Source organism: Halomonas sp. TH-94, assembly GCF_057473365.1.
Window position 1 is genome coordinate 1 of sequence record NZ_JBYCKL010000020.1, and the last position, 21175, is coordinate 21175.

Annotated in this window: 19 protein-coding genes; 14 read left to right on the top strand and 5 right to left on the bottom strand. The window is 63.7% G+C overall.

The window, feature by feature from the left end; genetic code table 11:
• Nucleotides 1-32 precede the first annotated feature (32 nt).
• A complete protein-coding gene (locus AC2VNO_RS03735) occupies nucleotides 33-281 on the bottom strand; it encodes a hypothetical protein (protein ID WP_486932878.1) in 249 nt (82 codons plus the stop codon).
• Between the two features lie 66 nt (nucleotides 282-347).
• The gene (locus AC2VNO_RS03740; protein ID WP_486932879.1) at nucleotides 348-1418 is read right to left on the bottom strand and encodes a TRAP transporter substrate-binding protein; all 1071 of its coding nucleotides are present in this window, start codon (nucleotides 1416-1418) and stop codon (nucleotides 348-350) included.
• Between the two features lie 241 nt (nucleotides 1419-1659).
• On the opposite strand from AC2VNO_RS03740, the gene AC2VNO_RS03745 reads away from it, so the two are divergent.
• Together AC2VNO_RS03745 and AC2VNO_RS03750 are read left to right on the top strand one after the other, a co-directional pair.
• Nucleotides 1660-3462 (top strand): IlvD/Edd family dehydratase, encoded by a 1803-nt coding sequence (locus AC2VNO_RS03745; RefSeq protein WP_486932880.1) that lies wholly within the window; start codon nucleotides 1660-1662, stop codon nucleotides 3460-3462.
• Nucleotides 3463-3552: 90 nt separating this feature from the next.
• Nucleotides 3553-4311 (top strand): FadR/GntR family transcriptional regulator, encoded by a 759-nt coding sequence (locus AC2VNO_RS03750; protein WP_486932881.1) that lies wholly within the window; start codon nucleotides 3553-3555, stop codon nucleotides 4309-4311.
• Between the two features lie 41 nt (nucleotides 4312-4352).
• Here AC2VNO_RS03750 and AC2VNO_RS03755 read toward each other — a convergent pair whose 3' ends face one another.
• Nucleotides 4353-5555, bottom strand: a complete 1203-nt coding sequence (locus tag AC2VNO_RS03755) for an ROK family protein (protein ID WP_486932882.1) — start codon at nucleotides 5553-5555, stop codon at nucleotides 4353-4355.
• Between the two features lie 302 nt (nucleotides 5556-5857).
• Here AC2VNO_RS03755 and AC2VNO_RS03760 point away from each other — a divergent pair, with 302 nt between their 5' ends.
• From AC2VNO_RS03760 to AC2VNO_RS03810, 11 genes are all read left to right on the top strand, one after another.
• Nucleotides 5858-6628, top strand: a complete 771-nt coding sequence (locus AC2VNO_RS03760; RefSeq protein ID WP_486932883.1) for an SDR family NAD(P)-dependent oxidoreductase — start codon at nucleotides 5858-5860, stop codon at nucleotides 6626-6628.
• Between the two features lie 62 nt (nucleotides 6629-6690).
• On the top strand, nucleotides 6691-7983 hold the full coding sequence (locus tag AC2VNO_RS03765) for an ABC transporter substrate-binding protein (protein ID WP_486932884.1): 1293 nt from the start codon (nucleotides 6691-6693) through the stop codon (nucleotides 7981-7983).
• Between the two features lie 64 nt (nucleotides 7984-8047).
• A complete protein-coding gene (locus AC2VNO_RS03770) occupies nucleotides 8048-8980 on the top strand; it encodes a carbohydrate ABC transporter permease (RefSeq protein WP_486932885.1) in 933 nt (310 codons plus the stop codon).
• Nucleotides 8977-9804: a carbohydrate ABC transporter permease gene (locus AC2VNO_RS03775; protein ID WP_486932886.1), complete on the top strand. Its 828-nt coding sequence runs from the start codon at nucleotides 8977-8979 to the stop codon at nucleotides 9802-9804. Before AC2VNO_RS03770 ends, AC2VNO_RS03775 begins: the two co-directional genes overlap by 4 nt.
• 5 nt (nucleotides 9805-9809) lie before the next feature.
• On the top strand, nucleotides 9810-11426 hold the full coding sequence (locus AC2VNO_RS03780) for a glycoside hydrolase family 43 protein (protein WP_486932887.1): 1617 nt from the start codon (nucleotides 9810-9812) through the stop codon (nucleotides 11424-11426).
• A gap of 199 nt (nucleotides 11427-11625) precedes the next feature.
• Nucleotides 11626-12666, top strand: a complete 1041-nt coding sequence (locus AC2VNO_RS03785) for an ABC transporter ATP-binding protein (RefSeq protein ID WP_486932888.1) — start codon at nucleotides 11626-11628, stop codon at nucleotides 12664-12666.
• Between the two features lie 21 nt (nucleotides 12667-12687).
• Nucleotides 12688-13563 carry an aldose 1-epimerase gene (locus AC2VNO_RS03790; RefSeq protein ID WP_486932889.1) on the top strand — a complete coding sequence of 292 codons (876 nt, stop codon included), beginning with the start codon at nucleotides 12688-12690 and terminating at the stop codon, nucleotides 13561-13563.
• 113 nt (nucleotides 13564-13676) lie between these two features.
• Entirely contained in the window at nucleotides 13677-14999 is a 1323-nt protein-coding gene (locus AC2VNO_RS03795) for a maltoporin (protein ID WP_486932890.1), read from the top strand.
• An 81-nt stretch (nucleotides 15000-15080) separates the two neighbouring features.
• Nucleotides 15081-15242, top strand: coding sequence for a hypothetical protein (locus AC2VNO_RS03800; protein ID WP_486932891.1), 162 nt, complete (start codon nucleotides 15081-15083; stop codon nucleotides 15240-15242).
• 52 nt (nucleotides 15243-15294) lie between these two features.
• Nucleotides 15295-16209 carry an SMP-30/gluconolactonase/LRE family protein gene (locus AC2VNO_RS03805; RefSeq protein ID WP_486932892.1) on the top strand — a complete coding sequence of 305 codons (915 nt, stop codon included), beginning with the start codon at nucleotides 15295-15297 and terminating at the stop codon, nucleotides 16207-16209.
• A gap of 195 nt (nucleotides 16210-16404) precedes the next feature.
• Nucleotides 16405-17523: an alkene reductase gene (locus tag AC2VNO_RS03810; RefSeq protein ID WP_486932893.1), complete on the top strand. Its 1119-nt coding sequence runs from the start codon at nucleotides 16405-16407 to the stop codon at nucleotides 17521-17523.
• 91 nt (nucleotides 17524-17614) lie between these two features.
• Here AC2VNO_RS03810 and argE read toward each other — a convergent pair whose 3' ends face one another.
• Together argE and AC2VNO_RS03820 are read right to left on the bottom strand one after the other, a co-directional pair.
• Nucleotides 17615-18766 (bottom strand): acetylornithine deacetylase, encoded by a 1152-nt coding sequence (argE, locus tag AC2VNO_RS03815; RefSeq protein ID WP_486932894.1) that lies wholly within the window; start codon nucleotides 18764-18766, stop codon nucleotides 17615-17617.
• Between the two features lie 79 nt (nucleotides 18767-18845).
• Entirely contained in the window at nucleotides 18846-19424 is a 579-nt protein-coding gene (locus AC2VNO_RS03820) for an antibiotic biosynthesis monooxygenase (protein WP_486932895.1), read from the bottom strand.
• A 447-nt stretch (nucleotides 19425-19871) separates the two neighbouring features.
• Here AC2VNO_RS03820 and AC2VNO_RS03825 point away from each other — a divergent pair.
• On the top strand, nucleotides 19872-21175 hold a 1304-nt coding region (locus AC2VNO_RS03825; RefSeq protein ID WP_486932896.1), incomplete at its 3' end, for a peroxidase family protein.

Genomic DNA, 21175 nt, shown 5'->3' on the forward strand with positions numbered 1-21175 from the left:
TCCCGGCTTGGCCACACTGTCCGGGAAGTGAATCAATCGTTACCAGCAGCGTTGGCGATTTCCTGAATGCTGGCGATCAGAGCTTCACCGATCCGCGGGCCCCACTGGTCGTAGACGGGCTGTACCGCTTCCTGAAAGGCGGCGATCTGGTGCTCCATGAGCACCGACAGCCAACGGAAAACGGCCGGTCCCCTGGGGGTCTCGAAATCGAACTCCAGTGCCTTGCGGTTGGGGTCGTCAAGATATTCATGGGGATCGGTCGGGGGGATGGGTGTGGTCATGCGGTGCTCCATCGGCCAAGCAGGGATAGAGCCGTCCCTGCTTGGCCACACTGTCCGGGAAGGGAATCAATCGTTACCAGCAGCGTTGGCGATTTCCTGAATGCTGGCGATCAGATCTTCACCGATCCGCGGGCCCCACTGGTCGTAGACGGGCTGTACCGCTTCCTGAAAGGCGGCGATCTGTTCATCGTCGAGCCGAGTGATCTGCATGCCCCGCTCCTCGAGCTGCTCGCGTGCCCAGTCGTCGTACTCGGCAGCCAGCTGGATCTCGTATTCGGCCGACTGGCGTGCCGCTTCCTGCACCAGCTCCTGATACTCCGGCGCCAGGCGATCCCAGGTACGCTGCGACATCATCATGATGAAGGGGGTATAGACGTGGCGTGTCTCGGAGCCGTAGTCCTGCACCTCGTGGAAATTGGAGGTCAGGATGGTGCTCCAGGGGTTCTCCTGGCCGTCGACTACGCCTTGCTCCATGGCCGAGAACAGCTCGCCGAAGGCCATGGGGGTGGGGTTGGCACCCAGGGTCTCCCAGATGGAGAGGTGCACGGGGTTTTCCATGGTCCGCACGCTCAGCCCGCGGACATCAAGCCCCCCCACATCGTCCGGCGATTCGATCGGCCTGGCGCTGTTGGTGAGCTGGCGATAGCCATTCTCGGAAAAGGTCAGCGCCTTGATGCCGGTGCCATCGAAGGCATCGAGCATCTGCTGGGCCACGTCACTGTTCATCACCGCGATGGCGGCTTCACGCGTCGGCAGCAGGAACGGCAAGTCGAAGACGGCGAGTTCCGACACGTAGGTGGTGGCCGGTGATGACGAGGGGTAGCTCATGTCCAGCGTACCGGTCTGGAGCATCTCCATCATCTGCACGTCATCGCCCAGCTGGCTGTTGGGGAAGACATTGACGGAAAGGCGCCCCTCGGTGCGCTGGTCGAGGATATCGGCGAAGTACTGCACGGAAAGATACTGCGGAGAACTCTCGGCCAGGCCGATGCCCATGCGAATGGTATGGCTGCCGTGATCTTCGAGCACGCCACCTTCGATGGCGGGAGGGTCGGAAAGGTCGGGGGTGGCGGCGTAGGCAAAGCTGGTGAACGTGATGCCAGCCATTGCCAGAGTGAGCTTCCAGGGATGATGCATGAGTGGAGCCTCCATATGCAGCGCCGGCGGAGGACGTGATGCCCAGCCATCTGGCGTACTGCACGGTGCGTTGTTGTTGTCGGTATAGCGGATATCGACCTGGTGCGACCACCATGTCTGCGTAGAATGTCAGACATTCACCATATTTGTTCAACATATACTTTTGTATGTATCGACTACTTCGGTGTTGGCGGCGTATGGTCAGAACCACTTTTCTCTCACTCAGGCGTGGAGCGTGACGATGACCAAGCCACACCGGATTTCCCCAGACCAGCTGCGATCGCGCTACTGGTTCGACAATCCCCTGCATGCGGGGACGACGGCGCTGTGCATCGAACGCTACCTCAACTACGGTTTGACGCTGGAAGAGTTGACCAGTGGCAAGCCGATCATCGGCATTGGACAATCCGGCTCCGACCTGACGCCCTGCAATCGTCATCACATCGAATTGGTCAAGCGCGTCAAGGATGGGGTCCGTGCCGCGGGCGGGGTGCCGTTCGAGTTCCCCATGCACCCGATCCACGAGAACGTGCGGCGGCCCACTGCGGCACTCGACCGAAATCTGGCCTATCTGGGGCTGGTGGAGATATTGCACGGCTACCCCCTCGATGGCGTAGTGCTCACTACCGGCTGTGACAAGACTACCCCGGCGGCGCTGATGGCGGCGGCCACGGTCAATATCCCGGCGATCGTCTTGTCGGGAGGGCCGATGCTCAATGGCTGGCGCGGCGCCGAACGGGTCGGCTCGGGCACGATCATCTGGGAGCTGCGCAAGCGGCTGGCCGCCGGCGATATCGACTATGCCGAATTTCTTTCGCGAGCCAGCGACTCGGCTACATCCATCGGGCACTGCAATACCATGGGCACCGCCTCGACGATGAACTCCATGGCGGAGGCGCTGGGGATGAGCCTGCCCGGATCCGCACTGATACCGGCACCCTACAAGGAACGAGCCATGGTCGCGTTCGATACGGGCTCGCGTATCGTCGACATGGTCTGGGAGGATCTGCGGCCGCTGGACGTTCTCACTCGCCAGGCATTCGAGAATGCCATCGTCACCTGCTCGGCATTGGGCGGCTCCAGCAACGCTCCGGTGCACGTCAATGCCATTGCCCGCCATGCTGGTATCGAGCTCACCAACGATGACTGGCAGCGCCTTGGCCATGAAGTGCCGCTCTTGGCCAATGTAATGCCGGCCGGGGCCTATCTTTGCGAGGAGTTTTACCGGGCGGGCGGTGTGCCTGCGGTGCTACATGAGCTGCTTGGTGCCGGCAAGCTGCATGGCGACGCGCTGAGCGTCAATGGCCGAACGCTAGCCGCCAATCTGCAAGGCCAGGAGACCCGGGATGCCGAGGTGGTGCGCCGCTATGCGAACCCGCTGGTGGAGCATGCCGGTTTCCTCAATCTCAAAGGCAACCTGTTCGACTCGGCGCTGATGAAGACCAGCGTGATTTCCCCCGACTTCCGCGCACGCTTTCTCAGCGATCCGGACGACCCGGAAGCCTTCGAAGGCAAGGTGGCGGTATTCGATGGCGCCGAGGACTATCATGCGCGCATCGACGATCCGTCGCTCGACATCGATGAACGCACCATTCTGGTCATGCGCGGTGCCGGTCCGGTGGGCCACCCCGGCGGTGCCGAGGTGGTCAACATGCAGCCGCCCGCGGCTCTGCTGCAGCGTGGCATCGAGTCGCTGCCGTGCCTGGGCGATGGCCGCCAGTCGGGCACCTCCGGTTCGCCCTCCATCCTCAATGCCTCGCCGGAAGCGGCCACCGGAGGCGGTCTGGCACTGCTCGAGAGTGGGGACAGGTTACGTGTCGATCTCAAGCGCGGTGAGGTACGGCTCCTGGTGGATGACGCTGAGCTGGAGGCGCGTCGTCAGCGCCTCGAGGCCGGCGGGGGCTACCACTATCCGGCCCATCAAACCCCATGGCAGGAAATTCAGCGCAGCATGGTGGAGCCTTTGGATCGCGGCATGACGTTGGATTTAGCAACCAAGTATCGCGATGTGGCCCGCCAGAGCCCACCGCGCGACAATCATTGAAGGTATCAGCCAATGTGCTGATGGACATTGGGCCGAAAGAAGGGTCGGGTGGGTTATGATAGGCGCGAATTGCTACAGGATTTCATTGTCGTGACGTCATCTCAGCGCAAGCCAATGGCTCGGGCCAGCATCGCCGAGCACCTCGCCGAGGAGATTTTTGGCGGACGCTACCAGCCGGGTGAGTTCGTGCCCAGGGAGCTCGACCTATGCGAGCGCTTTGCCATGAATCGTTCGGCAGTGCGCAGCGACCTGCGCATGTTGGTCGATGCCGGCATCATCGAGCGTATCTCGGGACATGGCTCCAAGGTGCGGGAGTATGCCGAATGGCACATTCTCGACCCCCAGGTTACCCAGTGGCTGGCCCGCTATGCGGCGCCCAACCCGGAGATACAGCGCGAGATACTCGCCTTTCGCCTCGACGTTGAGCCCTACGTGGCGATGACCGCCGCCAAGCGAGCTACCGCTCGCGATCTGGTCGCCATCGAGGAGGCTTTCGAGGGCCTGGGACAGAACCTTCGCAATGCCAGCTGTGCCGAAGAACGACGCTTGCACAGTGAGTGCGACGTGGCCTTTCACGTCGCCATCTTCAAGGCCACCCACAATATCGTCTGGGCTCAGCTTTCGCACATCCTCAGGCCGTCGATTCAGCTCCTGGTGACCATGTCCAACGAAAACGCCAGCGATCCCGAGGAGAGTCTCGAGCGCCATCGTCTTCTTCTGGAGAGCATCCGCATGCGTCGCCCCCAGGAAGCGTTCCAGGCCGCGCTAGCGGTGCTTGCCGGTACCGCCGATGCACTGGGGCTGGAGTCGGGCGCCAGTTCGCTGGGCCGAAGCGTCAGGCTGCCCTGACTGTCGCCCGTAAGGCGCCTTGGGGCTGAGGCTTCGTTCGTTCAGATCAGATCGCTGGGGCCATGAATAATGCTGGCCAGAACCTGAGCCGCAGCGCCCCGGGCGGCAATGAAGGTGGAGTCCTGGAGCACGCGCAGCGGCACCTTTTGAGTCGTGCCGAGCAGGCGGCTCTGGTTGGCCTTGAAGAAGTCGAGCGCAGGGCCGAGCAGCGGGTCGCCAAGTTGGGTGAGCGAGCCGCCGAGCACGATTTCGGAAGGGTTCTGGGTATGGTGTAGATTGAGCAGCAGAACCCCCAGGGCCTCACCTGCCCGGCGCAGCGTAACCTGCACGTCGGGATCGTTCAGGCGAGGCAGCAAGCTTTCGATGAGATCCTCTTCCTCGGCAATGCCAAGTGCCGCGCGAATCGACCACCCGCTTACCAGGGTTTCGGCACAGCCGCGGTTACCGCAATGGCAGTAAAGACCGCCGGGTTGCAGTACGGTATGCCCGATCTCGCCGGCCAGCCCCTGTATGCCGCGGGCGACCAGCGGAAGATGGCTGCCTGTGACCATGCCGCTGCCGATCCCGGTGCCGGCGCTGACGTACACCAGCGACTCGGGGATGTTGCCGGTGCGGAAGTAGAGTTCGCCGAAAGCTGCCGATTTCGCCTCGTTGTCCATCAGCCAGGTGCCTTCCAGGTGAGGCAGGTGAGGGCGAAGCAGCTCCAGGAAACGAACGTCTCGCCAGCCCAGGTTGGGAGCGAGGCGCAGCACGGGCTTGTCGGGTTCGATGGGGCCGGGCAGGGCGATGCCGAGCCCCAGGCAGCGACGGTTCTTGATCGACTCCTCGAGCATCAGCTCGCGCAGCAGATTGCCAAGCAGTTCGGCAGTGACTTCAGGCGTCATGGGCACGAGGTGCTCGTGGTGCGAAGCCAGCACCTGGCCCGCCAGGGTACAGGCCACCAGGCGTAACCCATGTACCCCAACCTCGGCGCCGACCAGGACATGCTGCTCTTCGTCGAGATGCAGGGCGCGACCCGGGCGGCCACCGCTGCTTTTCTGCAGCTCCCCTTCACGCAGCCATCCCTGGTTGAGCAAAGACTGTACGCCGGCGCCCACGGTGGCCTTCGTCAACTGTGCCTGGGTCGCGATGTCGGCACGGGTAAGGCCGGGTGTGCGACGTACCAGCTCGAGGATGGCGCTGCGATTGAGCCGCTTGAGAAAGTGAAGGTCGCCCGCTTTGTGCTGCTGGTTGTGGGTTGCCATAGAAAACCGAGGCCTTGCGGTCCGCATGCGGCGGAGAAAAGGATGAAGCGTGCCATGGATAGCGGACCGATGCACAAGACAGAGCGTGCTGGCGAGTCGACGCGATTAGGCTGGTTGGTTCTCAGAATAAACGAATTGAAACTCCTCGACCATGCCGGGCTGAGCTAAGCAGGCGCTCTTCATAAGGCAATCTCGCTGATTTAGCTAAATAAACCCTGGTTGTCGACTAACGTCGCATTGTCGGCGTGCGCGAGGATGTTCACTCTCCACTTAGTAAATAGAAAAAACTAAGTGGAGAGAGCATGAACAACGATGCGGCGCATTATCCCAGCCTGGCACAGAAAGTCGTCTTCATTACCGGGGGCGGCAGCGGCATCGGGGCTGCGCTGACCCGCGCCTTCCACCTGCAAGGGGCGCGAGTCGCTTTCGTCGACATCGACGATGCCGCCAGCGAAGCGCTGGTCGAAGCGTTGAAGGCGGAGACGGGGCGGGCGCCGCACTATCGGCGTTGCGATATTCGTGACGTCGCGGACCTGCAGGCCGCGATCGGCGAGGTCGGCCGCGATCTGGGGCCCATTCACACGCTGGTCAACAATGCCGCCAACGATGACCGTCACACCTGGCAGAACGTGGACGTCGACTACTGGGACGAGCGCATGTCCCTCAACCTGAGGCCGATGTTCTTCGCCGCACAGGCGGCGGCGCATCAGATGATCGAGGCCGGTGGCGGGGCGATCATCAACTTCGGCTCGATCAGCGTGCAGATGGCGATTCCCGAGCTGTCGGCCTACGTCACCGCCAAGGCGGCGGTGCATGGACTGACGCGCAGCCTGGCTCGCGACCTGGGACGTCACAACATCCGTGTCAACACGCTGGTGCCTGGTTCGATCCTGACCGAGCGCCAGTTGGAGAAGTGGATCGGCCCTGAGGAGGAGGCGGCAATCCAGGCGCACCAGTGCCTGAAACTGCGGCTCGAGCCGCAGCACATCGCTCCCGCCGTACTGTTTCTGGCCAGCGCCGAGAGCGCCGCGATCACCGGGCAGGAGCTTGCCGTCGACGGCGGCTGGGGCTGAGTCGCCAACGTTCATCACCAAGAGGTGCATTCATGCGCTTACAACACAACAAGGAGCTCGCCATGCACACTTCCCACCTACGACTGACCCGACTGCCGCACGCGAAGCGCTGGGTGACGGCTACGGTCGCCCTTGCCACCGGCCTGGCGGCGTTTGCTGCGGCGGCAGACACTACCGTGCGGGTACTGCGGGTCGAGATCAGCGACGTCGAGAAGCAGTATTACGACAATATCGTCGCCGAGTACGAGGCTCGCAATCCGGGGGTCAACGTGCTCTTCGAGTACATTGCCAACGAGGCCTACAAGACGCGCCTGCCCACCCTGCTGCAGTCCAACCAACGCCCTGATATCTTCTATAGCTGGGGCGGTGAGGGGCTGCGCGACCAGGTCGAGGCCGGGTTCGTGCGCGACCTCACCGAGGCGATGCAGGATGGCTGGCAGGATCTTTATCCCGAGTCGGCCGTGCGCGCTTTCACGCTCGACGAGCGCGTCTATGGCGCGCCGCTCTATGCCACCGTGGTGGGCTTCTGGGCCAATACCGCCCTGACCGAGCAGGCCGGGGTCGACATCGAGGCCATCGAGAACTGGGAGGATCTGGAGCAGGCTGTGATCGCTCTGCGTGAAAGCGGTATCACGCCCGCCGTAGTGGGCGGCCAGGATGGCTGGCCCATGCATTTCTATTGGGGCTACCTGGCGACGCGGCTGGCCGGCGGCGAAGGTATCGATGCGGCCAGGGAGGGCGAGAACGGCGGCTTCGAGGGTGAACCCTTCGTGCGCGCCGGGGAATTGCTGCAGTCGTTCGTCGAACTCAACCCCTTTCAGTCGGGCTTCATGGCCACTTCCTACGAGCGCGCCAGCGCCATGTTCGGTGACGGTGAGGCGGCCCTGCACCTGATGGGCGATTGGGATTACATCCCTTCCAAGGAGCGCTCGATGACGGGCGAGGGGGTTCCCGACGAAGACCTCGAGTTCATTCGCTTCCCAAGCGTGGAAGGCGGAGCCGGCAACGATGACAGCTTCGGCGGCATGAACGGCTTCGCCGTGACCCGCGACGCCTCCGATGAGGCGGTGGATTTCCTGCGCTTCCTGCTCAACGAGGAGAACCAGCGCGAGGCCGCACGGCTCGGCATCTTCGTGCCGGTGGCCCACGGCTCCGAGGAAGAGCTCGATACGCCTTATGCGCGCAAGGTGGCACAGATTCTCAGCGAGTCGAACTTCCACCAGGTGTTCCTCGACCAGGCGCTGGGAACGTCGGTCGGCGCCACGGTCAATGACATCAGCGGCGACCTGGCCCAGGGCGCGATCACACCCGAGGAAGCGGCTGCTCAGGTCGAAGAAGCCTGGATGTTCCGCTGAGCCATGCGTCTGCCCGGGGCTGCGTTTCGTGGCGCCGGGCCCTGTTCTCCGAATGGAAGCCTTCATGAGTACCCTGACCCGACCCGTCGTGCACAAGAGAAGCAATGCCGATCGCTTCCGGCAAGGGCTGGCCAGCGGCAAGTTCACCGCCGTGCTGATCCTGCTGCCGCCGGCGCTGATCCTGTTCTCGCTGTTCGTGATCCTGCCGCTGGCCGACGCGGCCTATTACAGCGCCTTTTCGTGGAACGGTTACGGCGCGCCGACCAACTTCGTCGGCACCCAGAACTACGAGCGTCTGCTCGACCACTCGGTGTTCCATACCGCGCTGTGGAACACCGCCAAGCTGATCCTCGTCTCGCTGATCATCCAGATGCCGCTGGCGCTCGGGCTGGCGCTGCTGGTATATCGCAAGACGCCGACCAATACGCTGTTCCGGCTGGTGTTCTTCCTGCCCTACATTCTTGCCGAGGTGGCGGCGGGGCTGATCTGGAGCTTCGTCTTCGACGGCGACTACGGCATCACTGCCTTCATGTTCCAGGCCCTCGGGCAGGAGTCGGTCTACGTGCTGGCCGACCGCCAGTGGGCCTTCCCGGCGATCATGACGGTGATCGTGTGGAAGTACTTCGGCTTTCACATGATGATCTACATCGCCGCCCTGCAGAGCGTACCCAAGGACCTGATCGAGGCGGCCAAGCTGGAGGGCGCCAAGCCGCGTCAGGTGGCGCTGTTCGTGCAGATTCCGCTGATCAAGCACGCCCTCGTGGTGAGCGGTTTCTTCGCCATCATCGGCTCGCTGCAGATCTTCGACATCATCATCCCGATGACCAACGGCGGGCCGTCCAACTCGACTCATACCATCGTCACCTATCTCTACACCTTCGGCCTGTCGCGGCTCAACATCGGCTTCGGTAGCGCCGCCGCCGTGGTGCTGTTCGTGCTCGCCATCTGCATCGCGCTGTTCTACCAGCGCGCCACGACGAAGGAGGAGCGGGCATGACGAGCGCCACTACCCGAAACACCCTGCGCGTCATCGTGCTGATCCTGGTGGCCAGCCTGGTCATCGGTCCGCTGCTGGCCTCCTTCTTCGGTGGTTTCAAGAGCAACGCCGAACTGCGCATCAATCCGCTGGGCCTGCCGGCTACCTGGAACGCGGTGAACTACGTCGCGATCTTCCTCGACGGCAACTTCTGGCGCTACATGGGCAACTCGTTCTTCATCTCGTCGATGACGGTGCTGTTGACCCTGGTGGTGGGCGCGGCGGCGGCCTACGTGTTCTCGCAGATCCGCTTCTTCGGCTCGAAGATGATCCTCTCCTACCTGTTGCTGGGGCTGATGTTCCCCTTTGCCGCGGCGATCCTGCCGCTGTTCATCAAGGTGCGCGACCTGGGGCTGCTGGATACCTACTGGGCGGTGATCCTGCCCCAGACCGCCTTCGGACTGTCGCTGGCAATCCTGCTGTTCAAGGCGTTCTTCGATCAGCTGCCCAAGGAGCTGTTCGAGGCCGCCTATGTCGACGGCTGCAGCTATCTGCGCTTCTTCTGGTCGTTCACCCTGCCGCTGTCGACGCCGATCCTCGCCACCGTGGGCGTGTTCGTCTTCGTGCAGAGCTGGAACAACTTCCTGCTGCCGCTGGTGGTGCTCAACGACCGCTCCATCTACACCTGGCCGCTGGGCATGATGCAGTTCCAGGGCGAGTACCTGACGCAGTGGAACATGATCCTGGCGTTCGTGACGCTGACCATTACGCCGGCGGTGATCTTCTTCCTCGCTGCGCAGAAATACATCGTGGCCGGGCTGACCGGCGGCTCCGTCAAGGGATGACACCGATGAACGATACCATCCGCAATCCGATTCTCCCCGGCTTCAATCCCGACCCCTCGATCTGTCGGGTCGGCGAGGACTACTACATCGCCACTTCCACCTTCGAGTGGTATCCGGGGGTGCAGATTCACCATTCGCGGGATCTGGCCAATTGGCAACTAGTAAACCGTCCGCTGGCCCGGGCCGCTCAGCTCGACATGCGCGGCAATCCCGATTCCTGCGGCATCTGGGCGCCTTGCCTGACCCATGCCGACGGCTTGTTCTGGCTGATCTACACCGACATGAAGCGCTACGAAGGCAACTTCAAGGACGGCCACAACTACTTGGTCACTGCGCCCAGCATCGAAGGGCCCTGGAGCGATCCGGTGTACCTCAATTCCAGCGGCTTCGACCCCTCGTTGTTCCACGACGAGGACGGCCGCAAGTGGCTGGTCAACCTCAAGTGGGACTACCGCCAGCGCGAGGGCGGCGACCGCTTCGGCGGCATCCTGCTGCAGGAATACGACGTCGAGAGCAGGCAGTTGGTCGGCCCGATCCGCAACATCTTTGCCGGCACCGGAATGAAGCTCACCGAAGGGCCGCACCTCTACCGCCGCGACGGCTGGTACCACCTGCTGGTGGCCGAGGGCGGCACCGGCTACGACCATGCCGTGACCATGGCGCGCTCGCGCGAGATCGCCGGCCCCTATGAGGTGCACCCGGACAACCCGGTACTGACCACACGCCAGGATCCCGACAACCCACTGCAGCGCGCCGGTCATGCCGACCTGGTGGAAACGCCAACCGGCGAGACCTACATGGTGCATCTGTGCAGCCGGCCGTTGCCCGGCACGCGCCGTTCGCCGCTGGGGCGCGAGACGGCCATCCAGAGGGTCGAGTGGGGCGAAGACGGCTGGCTGCGCCTGGTTCGAGGAGGCAGCACCCCGGCGCTGGAGGTGGCCATGCCCGCTGGGATGACCGGCGTGGAGCAGCGCGCTGCGGCCGCCGAGGAGTCCTGTTCGTTCGGGCCCGGTGCGCTTCCGGCGGCGTTCCAGTGGCTGCGCACGCCCGAGCCCGAGCGGCTGTTCTCGCTTGCCGAGCGCCCCGGTTTCCTGCGCCTCTTCGGCCGCGAGTCGGTGGGCGCCTGGTTCGAGCAGGCGCTGGTGGCACGACGTCAGGACAGCCACTTCTGCAGCGCCGAGACCGAGCTCGAGTTCGAGCCCGACGACATCCAGCAGTTCGCCGGATTGATCGCCTACTACAACCGCTTCAAGTTCCACTATCTCGCAGTGACCAGGAGCGATGCCGGCGACAAGGTGCTCAGCGTGATGAGCTGCCTAGACGAGTGGCCCAGCGGGCGGCTCGATATTGCCGAGCCGGGTGTGACGCTCGCTCCTGACCTGCCGGTGCGCCTGGGCCTCGACATTCGCGAGTGCGAGCTGCAGTTCCGCTTCACCCAGGGCGACGCCGATTGGCAGCCAATCGGCCCGGTGCTGGACGCCGGGCTGCTCTCGGACGAGGGCAGCGGCCGCGCACACGGCTATTTCACCGGTAACTTCCTGGGCATGGCGGCCCACGACATCAGCGGGCGAGCCACGCCGGCGGACTTTGCCGAGTTTCGCTACCGCCGCAACGCCCGCTGAACCCGATTTTTCGTCTACGACAAACACAATAGGCGCCAAGGGAACCGCTGAACAAATCGACGAGCGAGATGAAGCGCAAGGCGCACGGAGCACAGGAACCGGAGCCTATGGGGTATAGGTGAGGATTCCGCGCACCGCGCAACGCAGCGATTCGCTCGCGTAGGCATTTGAGCAGTGTTCCCCAAGATGAGAGCACATTATGGCTGAAGTTACCCTGGTCGACATCGAGAAGACCTTCCGTGGCAAGACCACGGTGATCCCCCACCTCAATCTGCACATCGAGGACGGCTCCTTCACCGTGCTGGTGGGGCCCTCCGGCTGCGGCAAGTCGACCCTGCTACGCATGATCGCCGGGCTCGAGACGGTGACTCGCGGCTCCATTTCCATCGGCGGGCGCGACGTGACCACTGCCGAGCCCAGCGATCGCAACATCGCCATGGTGTTCCAGTCCTACGCGCTCTATCCGCACATGACGGTGGCGCACAACATCGACTTCGGTATGCGCCTGGCCAAGGTGCCTGCCGAGGAGCGCAAGGCGAAGGTGGCCGAGGCGGCACGCCTGCTCAACCTGGAAGAGCTGCTCGAGCGCAAGCCGGCCGAACTCTCGGGCGGCCAGCGCCAGCGCGTGGCCATCGGTCGCGCCATCGTGCGCAACCCCGGCGTGTTCTTGTTCGACGAGCCGCTCTCCAATCTCGACGCCGCGCTGCGCAATCGCATGCGTGTGGAACTGGCCGAGCTGCACCAGCGGCTCGACGCCACCATGGTCTACGTCACCCATGACCAGGTCGAGGCGATGACCTTGGCCGACTGCATCGTGGTGATGAATGCCGGTCGCATCGAGCAGGTGGGCACGCCGATGGCGCTCTACCAGCGGCCTGAGACGCTGTTCGTGGCCGGCTTCATCGGCTCGCCGAAGATGAACCTGATCGAAGGCGAAGTCGCACGGGCCTACGGAGCCGCCACGCTTGGCATTCGCCCCGAACACCTCGAGGTGAGTCGCGAGGCGGGGGAGTGGCAGACCCGCGTGCGGGTGGTCGAGATGCTTGGCGCCGACGCCTTCGCCTATGTCGACAGCGATGCCACCGGCCCCCTGATCGTGCGCCTGCCCGGCGATGCGGCAGTGCGCAGCGGTGACGTGCTCTACCTGACGCCCCGCCACGAGCTGCTGCATGGCTTCGATGTCGATGGCCAGCGCCTGCCGGAAGAGGCCCTGGTCCGATCCCAGGTCAGCATGGCCTGAGCCGGGAGCGAGCGAAACGTCATGACGATCACTCTCGACAACGGCGAGCTGCGCCTGGTGGTCAACCCGCAAGTCGGGGGCTCAGTGGTGCGCTTCGACAGACTGACCGAGCGCGGCCCCGAGCCGCTGATGCGCCCGGGAGGCGACGACGAATGCGACCCCAACCGGCTGGCCATGTACCCGCTGGTGCCATGGTCCAATCGCATCGGCGGGGGCGGCTTCGCCTGGCGCGGCTGTCATTATTCACTGGCAGCCAATCTGCCCGACGAGCCTCTGCCGATCCATGGCGACGGCTGGCAACAGGCCTGGCAGGTGGAGGAGCAAGGCGATACGTGGCTGCGGCTCGGCCTGCGCTCCCGCGAACAGCCGCCTTTCGTCTACCGGGCGGAGCTGATCTACCGCCTGGTTGAAGCTGCGCTCGAGGTCACCCTCGTCGTGACCCACCTGGGGGAGAGCTCTGCCCCCTACGGCCTGGGCCTGCATCCCTGGTTTCCGCGCAGTGCCGAGGTAACAGTCGAAGCCGTTGCCCAAGGGGTGTGGGAAGTCGATGCCACCCAGCTGCCGACCGAGTGGCGCGGGCTTTCACCCGGCGAGCCCTGGGACTTTTCCCGCGGTGCCGCACTTCCCGAGCGCAAGATCGACAATCTCTTCACCGGCTGGAACGGCCGGGCCGTGCTGCGTTGGCCCGAGCGCGGCGTGATGCTCGAGGTGAGCGCCGACAGCTCGCGCTACCTGGTGTTCTCGCCGGGTGTGCAGGCCGATTTCTTCTGCTTCGAGCCGGTCTCCCACGAGGTCGATGCGCACCGCGGCCGCGAGCCGCAGTGCCAAGGGCTGGTCGAGCTGGGCGCAGGGGAGTCTCTCTCAATGTGCTGTCATTTCCGCTGTCTCGACAGCTAACTCCACCCCGTTGATACCAAGGAGCCATCCATCCGTCACACCACAATCACTTAGTTCAGAGTTATTACCAACAACAAACCATAGCGATGCAATCATTCACGAGGAGCACAACAATGAAAACGCCACGCCACTCAGCACATCCCTTGGCCCGTTTGGGATTGATCGGGCTCGGTTGCCTCGCCTTAGGCACCGCCCAGGCTCAGGAAGACTTCATGTCCGGCATCGACTTCACCGGCTACGCGCGGTCCGGCATCGGCAACACCGCAGGTGGCGGTGATCAGGCCTGCTTTCGGGCCAATGGCGCCGGGGCCAAGTACCGCCTGGGCAACGAGTGCGAAACCTATGCCGAGCTGGGCCTGGGTGCCACGCTTTTCGAAGAGGGCGACAGATCGTTCTACTTCAACAGCATGGTGGGTTATTTCACCAACCAGCTGAACGATGCCGAGGACACTGAGGTCTCCCTGCGGCAGCTGTACGTACAGGGCCACAATGTGGTCGATGCCCTGCCCGGCGCCAGCCTGTGGGCGGGCAAGCGCTTCTATCGCCGTCACGACGTGCACATCAACGACTTCTTCTACTGGGACGCCACCGGTCCCGGCGGTGGTATCGAAAACATCGACGTGGGAACCGGCAAGCTGCACTTGGCGTGGATGCGCGCGACGGGCACCGACGATACCGAGTATCCCGATGCCGACAATCGAATCTCCAATGACACCCTGGATATCCGCTGGTCCGACATTCCCGTCAATCCCGATGGCACGCTGGTGCTGGGCTACAACTACGGCCGCGCTCAACTGAGCGAAGCCCAGGAGACCTATTACGCCGGCAGCGAGGCCAAGCGGGGCCACATGTTTACCATTCAGCACCAGCAGAACAACTGGTTCGGCGGCACCAACAAGCTGGCGCTGCAGTATGCCACCGACGGCATCATCAATGCCGGGGGCGGTCAGGGGCGCATGAATGCCGGGGTCTCTCCGGACGTGCCCGGCGGTGATATGTGGCGCGTCATCAACCACGGCAACGTCTGGCTCGCCCCCGACAGGCTCGATCTGCTGTATGCGGCCATCTATGAAGAGAAGAGCTTCGATGACGACTCCGGTGCCACCTGGATCTCAGCGGGCCTGCGTCCGACCTATTACTGGACGAACAACCTGAGCACGGCCCTTGAGCTCGGCTACGACTATGTGGATCCCGAAAACGGCGACGACAACCGCCGCCTGACCAAACTGACCCTGGCCCAGCAGTGGTCCGCGGGGGTGGGGGGCTTCGCGCGCCCGGTCATCCGTGTCTTTGCCACCTATGCGGACTGGAACGGGGATGCCTTCCAGGCGGATGGCACCAGCCGCTCGATCGATGGGGGCACGGCAGGCGATGCCATCAGCGTCGACGACAGCGATGGCCTCACCTTCGGCGTGCAGATGGACGTGTGGTGGTAAATCACGCACTGGCACCCTTCATCGCGAGGCTTCCTCGCCTTGGCGCCCGCAAGGGCGCCCTTTTTACAGGTGTCCCCGCTAATGGCAGATGAACAAGAGGAGTCCCAGCATGCCGCTATCACGTCGCCATTTCTTGCAGGGCAGGTCGCCCTGGCCGGTATCGACCCAGGTGTCCAATTGCTCTACAACGATTACGACATGCATGACCCGGAAATGACGTTCGATCAATCGCGCTTGCGATGATGCAAGATAAATGAATTGGCATAGGGAATTCACCATCGAACGGAGGCGAGCGATGCAAGACGGTGTAATCGAAGTGGCTGTGAAGTTGGACATGAGCCTGGGCGAGAGCCCGGTGTGGTCGGTGGAGCGCCAGACGCTCTACTGGACCGACATCAACAACGGCCATGTCTACGCCTGGCGGCCGCAGGAGGGCGGAACGCCGACGCGCAGCGAACTGGACGAAAAGGTGGGCTGCGTAGCCCTTGCCGATTCGGGGCTGGTGGCCGCTACGGCCTCGGGCATCCTGCGCCTGCCCGAAAACGGCGAGCCCGAGCGGCTGGCCGAAAACCCCGAATGGAAAGGCAATCCTGAATGGGAGAAACAGCGGCAGGCGGGGCAGGGCAACCGGTTTAACGATGGCCGCTGCGACCCTGCCGGCCGGCTGTGGGTGGGCACCATCGCCAGCGACGAGGCCAGTCCCACGGCGGCGCTCTACTGCCTCGACAAGGGGGCACTGACTCCGCGGCTGACGGGCATCGGCATTTCCAACGGTCTTGCCTTCAGTCCCGACCGGCGCTGGCTCTTCCACACCGACTCGCTGAGCCGACGCATCCTGCGCTACCCCTTTGACGTCGACAACGGCACGCTAGGGGAAGGGCAGGCCTGGGTCGACCTGGAAGCGCTGGGGCTGCCCGGCGTGCCCGACGGTGCGGCGGTGGACAGCGAAGGCTGCTACTGGAGCGCGCTCTACGATGGTGGTCGGGTGGTGCGCTTCTCGCCCGAGGGAGAGCTGATGGCGGAGCACCCGGTACCGTGCCCACACCCGACCATGGTGGCCTTCGGCGGCCCCGACCTGCGCACGCTCTACATCACCACTGCCACCCAGCACCTCGACGCCGAAGGCAAGGCGCGCTGGCCCTCGGCCGGCAGCCTGCTGCAAATGCGAACCGACGTGGCGGGGCTCGCCGAGCCCGGCTTTCGTGGCTAGACGCTTCCGGCGCCAGTATCAGGCAGGTGTTGCCGATAGCCGTTCTGGCTCGATGAGCCCGTCGGGCGGGTGTATCGGTGCCTGTGGCTGGCAAGGCTCGATTCTTTTTTTACGGCCACGGGGTTGGAGAATATCGTTAGCGTCCTCATAAATGGCGTGGAAAGGTCAATTTCGTTCGCCAACAGGAGTCGGCAAATGTCGAAAGCCACGCTATTCACTCCGCTGCAAGTGGGCGGCCTGAACCTGCCCAATCGCGTGATCATGGCACCGCTGACCCGCTCGCGTACGCCGGACAGCGTGCCCGGTAGGTTGCAGCAGATCTACTATGGCCAGCGTGCCGGTGCGGGGCTGATCATCAGCGAAGCCACCAATATCTCGCCCACCGCCCGCGGCTACGTCTACACGCCGGGGATCTGGACCGACGAGCAGGAGGCCGGCTGGAAGGGTGTAGTCGAGGCTGTGCATGCTAAAGGTGGGCGCATGGCGCTGCAGCTGTGGCATGTGGGGCGTGTCTCGCACGAAATGGTGCAGCCCGACGGGCAGCCGCCCGTAGCGCCCAGTGCCCTCAAGGGCGAGGGTGCCGAGTGCTTCGTCGAATTCGAGGATGGCAGCGCGGGCCCTCACCCCACCAGCACGCCGCGGGCCCTGGAAACCGACGAGATTCCCGGCATCGTCGATGACTACCGCCAGGCCGCCGTGCGCGCCAAGCGCGCCGGTTTCGACATGGTCGAGGTGCATGCTGCCAATGCCTATCTGCTAAACCAGTTCCTGGCCACGGGCACCAACCAGCGTACCGACCAGTACGGTGGCTCACTCGAGAACCGTGCGCGCTTCCCGCTGGAAGTGGTCGATGCGGTAGCCGAAGTGTTCGGCCCCGAGCGAGTCGGTGTACGCCTGACCCCATTCATCGAACTGTTCGGCCTTACCGACGATGAACCCGAGGAGATGGCCTGTTACCTGGCCGACCAGTTCTCCAAGCGCGGCTTGGCTTACATTCACCTCAACGAGCCCAACTGGATCGGTGGCGATATCACCTTCCCCGAGGGCTTCCGGGAGAAGATGCGCCAGCGCTTCCGTGGCGCCCTGATCTACTGCGGCAACTACGACGCCGAGCGTGCCTGCCTACGGCTGGAGGATGGCACTGCCGACGCCGTGGCCTTCGGACGCCCCTTCATCGCCAACCCCGACCTGCCCGAACGGATGCGGGTCGGTGCCAAGCTCAACGAGCCCGATCCGAAGACCTTCTACGGCGGCGCCGAGAAAGGCTACACAGACTATTCCTTCCTCGATAACGGCCACGACCGCCTGGGCTGACATACCGCAGCGGATATGACCCCGTCCCGCTCGTACGCATGAAGCCCGGCCTGTGTGCCGGGCTTCATGCATGGGAAAAAGGTGTGAGTCCCTATTGGCTGAGCCGCCGTCCCAACGCCTGCATGAAACGGCTGCCTGCCGCGAGCTGCTCGATTTCGATGTATTCGTCTGGTTGGTGGGCCTGACGGATACTGCCGGGGCCGCAGATCACGGTGGGCAGCCCCACACGCTGGAACTGGCCGGCCTCGGTGGCGTAGGCCACCGCGCCGCTGGGTTGCTCACCGATCAGTTCGCGACACAGGGCGAGCACTTCGGCGTTGTTGTCGTCGGCCAGCGCCGGCACCGTGACGTTGAGCGGCTCGGTGACGATGCTCGTTTCGGGCGCTCGGCGCTGCATCTCTGCCTCGAGTTCGGCGGCGAACGCATTCACCCGCTCGAAGAGTTCTTCGAAGCGGTCGCTGGGCAGATGGCGAATCTCCCATTCGAAGGTACACTCACGCGCCATGATATTGATCGCGGTACCGCCGGCAATCTTGCCCACGTGAAGGCTGGAGTGGGCGACGTTGAAGGCCTCGTCGATGCGCCCCTCGGCACGCAGCTCACTCATCACGTCCTCGATCTTGGTCACCAGCCTTGCAGCCACGTGAATGGCGGAAACGCCCTGATCGACCTGACTCGAATGCGAAGCGCGGCCGGTGACGGTGGTACGCAGATTGGTGGCGCCCTTGTGCGCCACCACCGGCTGCATCAATGTCGGCTCGCCGACGATAACTGCGGCGGGGCGAGGGTGGTCGGCCATCAGCCGCTCGATCATGCGCGGTGCTCCGATACACCCCACCTCCTCGTCGTAGGAGAGGGCCAGATAGATCGGCTTGGCCAGCCCGCGCGCTACCCATTCGGGCAGTTCGGCCAGGGCGCAGGCGATAAAGCCTTTCATGTCGCAGGTGCCGCGGCCGTATAGCCTTCCATCGCCCTTGTCGATCAAGGTGAACGGATCGCTGGACCAGGGCTGGCCGTCGACCGGCACCACGTCGGTATGGCCCGAGAGTACCACGCCTCCCGCCACGTCCGGCCCAATACGAGCCAGCAGGTTGGCCTTGCGGCCGTCGTCGCTCTCCACCCGCCAGTGCTCCACGCCATGCTTGTCCAGATAACTCTCGACGAAGGCGATCAGGTCGAGGTTGGGATCGCGTGAAACGGTGGCAAAGCCCACCAGGCGCTCGAGCATCTCGGCGGCGGTCATGGGTCACTCCCCTTGAAAGTCTTCTATTAGCCTACCACGCCTATGGCGGGCGGGCAGGGCGCTCGATGGCCGGTGCATGTCATGCCCTGCGCTGGTGCAGCCGGCGCTCGAGGCGTTCCAAAAGGGAGGTTTCGCCCCGCAGCCAAGGGCCGAGCAGGCGCATGGAAAGCGGAATGAAGAGGAACACCATCAGCGGGGTCAACGCCAGAGTGCTGACCATGACTTTGGGCAACAAAGGCAAGTGCACAAGAAAAGGGCCTGCCAGCCACTGGAACGCCAGCGATACCGGAAAAAACGCCAGCCAGATGGCGATGGCCTGCTTCCACCGCGGAGGTGTCTGGCCGGTGGCGTCCTGGAACCAACCATCGAGGCCGGTGGCGCGATGGGCATGTGGTGCTTCATAAAGGCCTTGGCCGCGGCCAAGCCAGGCCCGGCGCGAGGCGGAGTGTTCCCAGGCGGCCAGGGTTTCGGCGTCCTTGAAGCGAAAGATGAGCTGATATTCATCGTCGCCGGGCGGCGGAGCGAGTACGCCGGAGCCCAGGTAACCGCTGAAGTCGGCAGCCAGCTCGCGGCCCTCTTCGAGCCAGGCGATGAAATCCTGGTAACGCCCACTCGCCACGCGGCGCGCCACCATCAGAGTGACAGGGGAGGATGACATTGTGTATCTCCTTGGCTTATGGCTCGGCGTCCGGGTAGGGGCCGATATCACTCGGGCCGGGTAGGCCCTCATGAATACATGGCAATAAGTATACCATGCTTAGCCTTTCGTCTAAGCAGGCCTGCGGTTGTGGTGGATTGTTCGGCGAAGCGCGTCACCTAACCATGGCCTTCGAAAGAGATAGGCAATGGTGATAGCCATTATCATTGAATATAGCTATCGATCCGGTGCGTAAAAACAAGTCACTTCTAATTTAGTTCTGCTGGTATACCTATCTTCACGTTGATGGCTGGCAAGGGAACATTCGCCTCGTGAGGGAAACCTTACGGTAACAAAGAGGCGGCAGCGCAGGGCCGGTTACGAGCCGGGCCGCAGTAAGGGAAGACTCCATCAGCTCAACGATTCTGCACTTGATACAGCACAACGCGTCAACCGATGGAGAGCGTCATGGATCAGAAAGTCGATAGCAGCGCAGGCAAATGCCCCGTCATGCACGGTTCCCGCACCAAGCAGGGCGATACCGGCAACTCCAATCATGACTGGTGGCCAAACCAGCTGAACCTCAGCATCCTTCACCAGCACTCGCCGAAGTCCAACCCGCTGGGAGAGGACTTCGACTACGCCGAGGCGTTCAAGTCGCTCGACCTGGCGGCCGTGAAGAAGGATCTCGAGGCGCTGATGACCGACTCCCAGGAGTGGTGGCCGGCCGATTACGGTCATTACGGTCCGCTCTTCATCCGTATGGCCTGGCACAGTGCCGGCAGCTACCGGGTGGGCGATGGCCGCGGCGGTGCCGGCACCGGTACCCAGCGCTTCGCGCCGCTCAACAGCTGGCCCGACAACGGCAACCTGGACAAGGCCCGCCGCCTGCTGTGGCCGATCAAGCGCAAGTACGGCAACAAGCTCTCCTGGGCGGATCTCTACATCCTGACGGGGAACGTGGCGCTGGAGTCGATGGGCTTCAAGACCTTCGGTTTTGCCGGCGGGCGCGAGGACGTCTACCAGCCCGAGGAGGACATCTACTGGGGCGCTGAGGACGAGTGGCTGGCCACCAGCGACCATGCCAAGAGCCGCTACTCAGGCGAGCGAGACCTGGAGAATCCGCTGGCCGCAGTGCAGATGGGGCTCATCTACGTGAATCCGGAAGGCCCGGATGGCAACCCCGATCCGCTGGCCTCGGCCCGAGACATACGCGCCACCTTCGCGCGCATGGCGATGAACGACTACGAGACGGTGGCGCTGACCGCCGGGGGCCATACCTTCGGCAAGACCCACGGCGCCGGTGACCCGGTGAACGTCGGCCCCGAGCCGGAAGCCGCCCCCATGGAGGAGATGGGCTTCGGCTGGAAGAGTGGTTACAAGAGCGGCAAGGGGCGCGACACCATCACCAGTGGCCTGGAAGGGGCCTGGACGCCGACGCCGACCCAGTGGGACATGAGCTATTTCGACGTGCTGTTCGGCTACGAGTGGGAATTGACCACCAGCCCCGCCGGGGCCAAGCAGTGGGTGCCCAGGAACCTGGCCGAAAAGGATATGGCCCCTGACGCCGAGGATGCGTCCAAGCGCGTGGGCATCATGATGTCCACCGCCGACATGGCCATGCGCGAGGACCCGGAGTACCGTCGCATCTCCGAGCACTTCCACAACAATCCCGACGAGTTCGCCGATGCCTTCGCCCGCGCCTGGTTCAAGCTGACCCACCGCGACATGGGTCCGGTCAGCCGCTATCTGGGCGAAGAGGCGCCGGCCGA

What these genes read in the sequence shown, in the direction of transcription:
- AC2VNO_RS03735 (WP_486932878.1), bottom strand. Translation starts at nt 281, where the DNA reads ATGACCACACCCATCCCCCCGACCGATCCCCATGAATATCTTGACGAC.
- AC2VNO_RS03740 (WP_486932879.1), bottom strand. Translation starts at nt 1,418, where the DNA reads ATGCATCATCCCTGGAAGCTCACTCTGGCAATGGCTGGCATCACGTTC.
- AC2VNO_RS03745 (WP_486932880.1), top strand. Translation starts at nt 1,660, where the DNA reads ATGACCAAGCCACACCGGATTTCCCCAGACCAGCTGCGATCGCGCTAC.
- AC2VNO_RS03755 (WP_486932882.1), bottom strand. Translation starts at nt 5,555, where the DNA reads ATGGCAACCCACAACCAGCAGCACAAAGCGGGCGACCTTCACTTTCTC.
- AC2VNO_RS03760 (WP_486932883.1), top strand. Translation starts at nt 5,858, where the DNA reads ATGAACAACGATGCGGCGCATTATCCCAGCCTGGCACAGAAAGTCGTC.
- AC2VNO_RS03765 (WP_486932884.1), top strand. Translation starts at nt 6,691, where the DNA reads ATGCACACTTCCCACCTACGACTGACCCGACTGCCGCACGCGAAGCGC.
- AC2VNO_RS03770 (WP_486932885.1), top strand. Translation starts at nt 8,048, where the DNA reads ATGAGTACCCTGACCCGACCCGTCGTGCACAAGAGAAGCAATGCCGAT.
- AC2VNO_RS03775 (WP_486932886.1), top strand. Translation starts at nt 8,977, where the DNA reads ATGACGAGCGCCACTACCCGAAACACCCTGCGCGTCATCGTGCTGATC.
- AC2VNO_RS03780 (WP_486932887.1), top strand. Translation starts at nt 9,810, where the DNA reads ATGAACGATACCATCCGCAATCCGATTCTCCCCGGCTTCAATCCCGAC.
- AC2VNO_RS03785 (WP_486932888.1), top strand. Translation starts at nt 11,626, where the DNA reads ATGGCTGAAGTTACCCTGGTCGACATCGAGAAGACCTTCCGTGGCAAG.
- AC2VNO_RS03790 (WP_486932889.1), top strand. Translation starts at nt 12,688, where the DNA reads ATGACGATCACTCTCGACAACGGCGAGCTGCGCCTGGTGGTCAACCCG.
- AC2VNO_RS03795 (WP_486932890.1), top strand. Translation starts at nt 13,677, where the DNA reads ATGAAAACGCCACGCCACTCAGCACATCCCTTGGCCCGTTTGGGATTG.
- AC2VNO_RS03800 (WP_486932891.1), top strand. Translation starts at nt 15,081, where the DNA reads ATGGCAGATGAACAAGAGGAGTCCCAGCATGCCGCTATCACGTCGCCA.
- AC2VNO_RS03805 (WP_486932892.1), top strand. Translation starts at nt 15,295, where the DNA reads ATGCAAGACGGTGTAATCGAAGTGGCTGTGAAGTTGGACATGAGCCTG.
- AC2VNO_RS03810 (WP_486932893.1), top strand. Translation starts at nt 16,405, where the DNA reads ATGTCGAAAGCCACGCTATTCACTCCGCTGCAAGTGGGCGGCCTGAAC.
- argE (WP_486932894.1), bottom strand. Translation starts at nt 18,766, where the DNA reads ATGACCGCCGCCGAGATGCTCGAGCGCCTGGTGGGCTTTGCCACCGTT.
- AC2VNO_RS03820 (WP_486932895.1), bottom strand. Translation starts at nt 19,424, where the DNA reads ATGTCATCCTCCCCTGTCACTCTGATGGTGGCGCGCCGCGTGGCGAGT.